The sequence below is a fragment of the Streptomyces sp. A 4/2 genome, from assembly GCF_940670765.1.
Taxonomy (GTDB): Bacteria; Actinomycetota; Actinomycetes; order Streptomycetales; family Streptomycetaceae; genus Streptomyces.
Genome location: NZ_CALNVW010000074.1, coordinates 1 through 6,074, shown reverse-complemented (window position 1 = coordinate 6,074; position 6,074 = coordinate 1). Strand labels below are relative to the sequence as shown.

Genomic DNA, 6,074 nt, shown 5'->3' with positions numbered 1-6,074 from the left:
GCCCGTGCGCACACGAGAAGGCTCGCTACGTGTAGCTGTGCCGCCGCCCGGCGGCCACCGGCGGTAGTTCGCTATGGCACGTCTACCTGGACCATCCCGTCCAGGGCCCGTTGGGTTACTGCACCGGCGCGGACGAGGAGTTCGACCCCGCCGCCGCTATCCGGGTCCTGGCGCAAGGGGGATGGCAGGTCATCAGCCCGTGGTCGGAGACCCCGCCGACCGCCGAAGCCTCGTATACCGCGTCGGTGATCGCCACCGGTTCCGACAGCAGTTCGGCGGCGTCGAAGGCTGGATGAACTGCGGGGCCCGCAGCGCCTGAATCGCCGCGGGCCCCGCCCTGGAGGAACTCGGTCCAGGGCAGGGTCTCGATGACGTGCTCCGGTACGGCGGTCGGCTCACCGTCGAAGCCGGTGCCGGCCTGCCATCCCTCGAAGACGACGACGGGTTCGTCGGCGGTGATCATGTCGGTGCCCTCGCACTTGGCGCACTCGGTGGGTGCCGCCCTGGACCGGACTCAGCATGGGGACACCTGCCACCACTGTACGGAGCCGTCCGCAAGGCCAACGTGGGCTGCGTCAGAGCCGTCTCGTGGTGAACAGGTTGGTTCCGTACACCGCGTCCACTTCCTTCCGCTCGGTCTCGGTGAACCCGACCTTGGCCAGAACACGGCGAGAAGCGGTGTTCCAGTCCCAGACCGTGGCCCACAGACGTTCGTACCCAGATGATCTCGCCCATTCCAGAACCGCCAACGAGGCCTCGGTCGCGTATCCCTGACGCCAAACTCGGCGTAGCAGCTCGAATGCCAGTTCCGGTTCCCCTACCGATCCTCGCCCGCCGTCGACCAGCCCGCAGTAGCCGATGACGTCGTGAGAGGCCTTCCGCTCGACCGCCAGCAACCCGATCGACCACAGCTGGTTGTTGCGGATCGAATCCTCGAGCTCCGCGACCGTGGGGTGTCCGTCCGCGTCGATTCGGCGGTGCGGCGGCACTCGTGGATCACGTTCGGTCCACAGCTCACGCTGGACGACAGCCTCGGCTACCCGCCAAGGTCTGAGCAGCAGGCGACTTGTCTCGAGTACAACCTCACTGCCCGGAACCGCGTCAACTGTCATGGCAGTAACCATGCCACGGGTGGCTTTGTTCATGAAGTCTCGACAGCGGCTGTTCAGCAGCTCGGGAGGGACCCGGATTCGTCCGAGGCCGTTGTTCATGAGAGCGGGAGGCATCGGAGGCCGGGAACTGCTCGTTCGAACAGGTTCAGGGCAGACGCAGGCCGGAAGGGGCCACCAGCCGTGCTCGGGCCGCGGCTCGCACCTCGGACGTCTCCATCGGATCATCGCGCAGTACGGCGATCCGCCCCAGGGTCTCCGGGCTCGCGGGTGCCGAGGCGATCCCCAGCAGCCGCGCCCTTTCCTCGCAGTCCCAGAGAGACTCGGTGTACATGTAGTCCAGGCCGCCCCGGTCGATGGCGGCGAGTGCCTCCAGGTACGCGGGTCGCTCGTAGGAGTGCGGGGTGCGTAGCCAGAAACGCCGTATGTAGGGCACCGCTTCGGCAGCGTCGGGCCCGAATCGGGCCAGGCGCCGGGCTGTCCGGTCGGGGCCGCACCAGGTCCGCGCCGCCCACTGCTTGGCGAGTTCTTCCACGAGGCCCAGCAAAGCCTCGGGACCGGGATGATCGGCCAGGACGTCCGCACCCAGCTGCACCAGCCAGGGGCAGTCGTCCCGTGCCCAGCTGTGCGCTGCCGGTACGGCGAGGGCGCCCAGGCGCTCAACGGCCCGCCTGAGCAGGGGCAAGGGCCGGCGGCCGTCCGACGTGCCCAACGAGGGGATCAGCGGGATAAGCCCTTCAGCAGGCTCTCGGCCGTTCAGTGCACGCAGTGCGTCGATCTTCGTGGCGTCTTCCGTACAGGTGTCGGCGAGCAGGGCGAAAAGCTCTGCGGTGCTGAGCCCGGCCAGTGACGGCCGCGGAACGAACGGATGGCTCTGGACCTCGATCCCGAACCCCGTCCACGGCTCGGAGAACCACGGAAGTTCGGCTTCTGCTCCGATCCGAGCACATGCGACGTCACGGAGGTCTTCCCACCACTCCGGTGGCCAGCAGGCTGATACCGACTCCAGTACGCGGACCCAGTGATCGCCTTGCCTGACATACGCCCGAAGCCCCTCCCTAGCTTCGCCCGATCCGGCGAGAGCCAGCAGTTCCAGCACCTCGCAGGCCCGCACGCAAGCCTCCTCGTCCCCCGCCAGCTGGTCCACGATTGGCGTTGGGGACAACCCCAGGTCCAGAATCAGCCGTGCCAGGTACAAAGACCGATCGTCGACCCCGTCCAACCGCCAGTCACAGCGGATTCCGTCATACACGAACACGGCAACTCCCTGCGGGTCGCGGAGAGCTCGGATAGCGCCCAGACCACGGCCCCGTTGCAGCAGGCCCTCGACGGAGTCGGGGTGGGCATATGACATCTCGTACTCGTCGCTCATCACCCGCCACCCTGCCCGACCCGGGCACCGACCCGCCAGGCGATATCGGCCGGACCCCACCGGACAGGCCCTCCTTGTCGAACACGACCGGGCCCACGATGAAGGCAGGGTGCCGTCGAAACTCGGTGAACGATCCGTCTCGGACGCCCGTGGTGTGATCTCTCGGGTTGGTGTCAGTGGTGGGGATTGTTGTCGTGGGTTGTTGTTGCTGGTCGGAGCGGTTTTGGATCGTCTGGTGTCGCTGTCATGAGGTGAGAGATTTTGCTGTTATGAGGCGTTATCTCATGGTGGGTGACGCTGCCTCGGGTCCGAGAGTTCTTATGGAGTGAGTGCCGTTCTGCTCGGTTCAAGGACCCGCCGTGGCCGGTGTTACGCCCATTCCATCCCGAGTTGGGCGAGGGCCTCGCGCTGTTCCTGGGTGAGGCGTTCACGTCGGCTTTTGGTGTTGCTGATGAAGACGCCGAGTTTCACGATGTGTTCCTGGCCGTCGATGTCGACGGGTTCCTCGTGTTTTCTGGGGATGGGTCGTTCGTGTCCTTCGCGGTGGAGGTATTGGGCGAGGGCTGCGACTCCTTTCCGGAACGGTGCTGACAGTCCACTCGACTCCTTCACCGCGCGTGTTGCCACCGGGGCGGGTGCGGGCTTGTCGGGTGTTACGCCCAGCCTGGAGAGCCGTTCTTGCTGCTCGGTGGAGAGTTGTGTCCAGGTGTGTGCCCGGCGTTGCTGTGCGAGCCATTTGCCGAGGTCGTCGCCTTCGAAGATGACGCCGGGTTGGATGTCGGGGAGGGTTCCGTTGGTTTCGGTGTCGGTGAGGTCGGTGAGGACCCGGTAGTGGCGTTGCCAGTCGAGTGGCCATGGGCAGTTCCAGTCCTCATCGATGGCGGCCAGCTGCATGGCGCGTGTCTCGGCCCGTTCCTGGTCTTTGCCGAGGCCCTCTTTACGCCTCAGGTTGGCCAGGAGTTGTCCGATCGCCACGAGGTCGTCGTCGGCTTCGCCCCATACGGCGTCCTGTCGGGGTGCCAGGTGTCCGTGGGCCCGGCGGAACGACCGGAGCGCGGCGAGTTTCGTCTCCCATGCCTCGTCCCCCGGTTCCCACACCATCCCCTCCTGGTCGAGGAGTTCTTTGCGGTAGGTGTCGAGTTCACCGGCGCGCTGGGCACGCCGCTGCTGGTGGACCCACCGCCCGAGCGGGAACTGGATGACGCCGGCCTCGACCATGGTGTCGTACGGAACGGCGAACAGCCCGGTGATCTCGTGCTCCTCACGCCACCGGCGCAGGGCTTGGTATCCGTCGAGCCACACCAGCGACTCGGGCCGGAACACCCGGGTCCGCAAGAACGCCGCGATCGTCGCAGGATCACGCGGCGTCGAGAAGTGCAGCAACGCCGACTCCACCACGGCCTCGGTCCCGTCCTCCTGCTCGACGACCTTGCCCTCACCCTCGCGCTCGGCCCTGATGATCCGTCCGTCCGCGTCCCGCTGAACGTGCACCGGCCGTTCCCTGCTGCTCCGTGTCAGGGCGCGGGAGGCCAGCTGCTCGACCAGACGTTCATCATGAGAGCGGAGTCCCTGGAGGAGGGCTACAAGGGGTGCATACGAGGCGGAGGGGACCATGTCGGTGGGGTCTTCGCCGGGCTGAAGGAACACTGGGACGATGATCCTGGCCACCTTTGTCGTCCCGTCCGGGTTGGGCCGGAGTGCCCGCCCGATGTTCTGGACGATCTCGACCTGTGAGCCGCGGGTGTCGGCGAAGCAGACGGCCTCGACGCCGCGTTCGCCGACGATGTCGATGCCTTCCCCGAGGATGCGTACGGAGGTGAGGAACGCCCGGTGCACCCGGCGGTCCTCCGCATCAATCCCGTTGGCGAACTGGCGGAGTACTTCGCGCCGCTCGGAGACGAGGTGGTCGCCGCACAACCACTGCGCCCAGACGCGGTCCGGCGGGACGTGCCGGTAGGGCTCCAGGTCGTAGAGCTCTGCCTTGATCGAGGATGCCGGCAGTTTGGCGGCGTCGTTGAGGAATCGGTCGGATGCTTCGGTGGCGTAGAGCTCGGCGGCGGTTTCGGGGAGCTTCTCCGCGAAGGCTCGGGCTTCTTCGACCCGCTGGTGGAAGGTCAGCACGGTGCGGAGGTTGTGCGCGGCGGCGTGCTCCAGGAGCGCGGTCTGGAGGAGGGCGAGGCGCCGGCCGCGCAGCGCATCCTCCGACACGCCGAGGGCCGGCTCCGGGTCGCGGATCTCGATCACGTCGATCTCGAAGCCGGCCAGTACGCCCCGTTCGACGCTCTCCGAGAGCCCCAGCTCGAAAATCCACTCGCCGTAGGGGCCTGCCGGATCGGAGGACATGCTTGCGATCTCCAGCTCCTTGCCGTCCTTCCCTTTCTGCGGCCGAGGCGACGCCAGGATCCGGGGCGTGGCGGTGAGGTAGAGCCGGAAGGCGGCCGGGATGCGGGCGTTGTCGTGGATCGCCGCCCACGGACGGCCAAGATCACCCGCCGTAGAGTGCGCCTCGTCAATGATGGCGAGGTCGAAGCCGCTCATGGACTGACCGAACAGCCGCTCCCCGCCCGCGAGAGCAGCCTCCAGCGGACCCCGCACCTTCTCCTGACCCAAGGGGGCATCGATGTCTTCCCGGTCCACGAGGGAGGCGTACGTGGCGAACACGACGACCGGCCCGTGTCCCGCCCACAGGGCGAGCTGGATCGGGTTCGTGGTCGTGTTCACCCCGAGCGCCTCCAGGACGTCGTCCTTTTCCAGCGAACACACCGCGACCATCGGCGCTTGGTGCCCGACTCGGCGCCACACCAGAGCGGTCTGCACGAGCAGATCCAGGGTGGGGACCATGACGAGGATCCGCCCGTCCCGGAAGTTGTCGAGCGCGGCCCAGGCGGCCGTGATGGTCTTGCCGGACCCGGTCGCCGACACGACCGTGGCACGGGCACCACCCTCCGGCACAGCCGTTCTTGCAGGGAACCCCACCCACTTCCGGATACGCGCATTCGCATCCACCTGGTGTTCCCGAAGCTGAATAGCAGACATTCCCTGTTCCTTTTCTAGGAATTGACCGGAGTGAAAAGCGGAACGGGGAAGGTGCCGTCCGGGCGGAGCACGACGTGCTGCGCGAGCTGGGCGAGGGCCTGCTCCGCGGCGAGTCCCGTGCCCTCGGCCACCGCACGGAGCCGTCGGCCGGTGGAGGCATCCAGCCAGACCTCCGCACCGAGTTCGTCCCTCGCCTCGCGCCGCTGCTCCATCCAGGCCGCGTGGCCGGCGAGAACGGCGGCACGCCGCTCCACACGCTCACGGGCCCATGCACTGCCTACGCTGTTCTGTTCAGGGGCATACGTAGCCGTTCCAGCGGCGGCGACCCAGTCCCGGACCCGCCGCCACTCCGCATGCCTGGCCTTCCACACCTCGGCCAGGGTCTGTACAGCGAACGGTGGGACTCGGTTGATTGTTTCTATCGGCGTCCGGCGGTGAGCCGGCCGTCGAAGGTGATGTCGAAGGCTTGGAGTGCGGCTTTCCAGCGCATGGTCCAGCGCTTGCTTCCGGTGCCCTTGGGGTCCAGGCTCATCACCGCGAGGTAGACGCACTTCAGC

Annotated in this window: 5 protein-coding genes and 1 pseudogene; all 6 read right to left on the bottom strand. The window is 67.2% G+C overall.

Annotated features, from left to right (window positions below; translation table 11 throughout):
- Positions 1-115: 115 nt before the first annotated feature.
- Positions 116-463 (bottom strand): hypothetical protein, encoded by a 348-nt coding sequence (locus NBY69_RS37030; protein WP_250306673.1) that lies wholly within the window; start codon positions 461-463, stop codon positions 116-118.
- A gap of 112 nt (positions 464-575) precedes the next feature.
- Positions 576-1,145 (bottom strand): GNAT family N-acetyltransferase, encoded by a 570-nt coding sequence (locus NBY69_RS37025; RefSeq protein WP_250306672.1) that lies wholly within the window; start codon positions 1,143-1,145, stop codon positions 576-578.
- A gap of 112 nt (positions 1,146-1,257) precedes the next feature.
- Positions 1,258-2,223: a hypothetical protein gene (locus tag NBY69_RS37020; RefSeq protein ID WP_250306671.1), complete on the bottom strand. Its 966-nt coding sequence runs from the start codon at positions 2,221-2,223 to the stop codon at positions 1,258-1,260.
- A 627-nt stretch (positions 2,224-2,850) separates the two neighbouring features.
- A complete protein-coding gene (locus NBY69_RS37015; RefSeq protein ID WP_250306670.1) occupies positions 2,851-5,517 on the bottom strand; it encodes a DEAD/DEAH box helicase in 2,667 nt (888 codons plus the stop codon).
- 14 nt (positions 5,518-5,531) lie between these two features.
- On the bottom strand, positions 5,532-5,771 hold the full coding sequence (locus NBY69_RS37010) for a hypothetical protein (RefSeq protein WP_250306669.1): 240 nt from the start codon (positions 5,769-5,771) through the stop codon (positions 5,532-5,534).
- A gap of 164 nt (positions 5,772-5,935) precedes the next feature.
- Positions 5,936-6,074: pseudogene (locus NBY69_RS37005) on the bottom strand (IS256 family transposase); the annotation flags it as partial.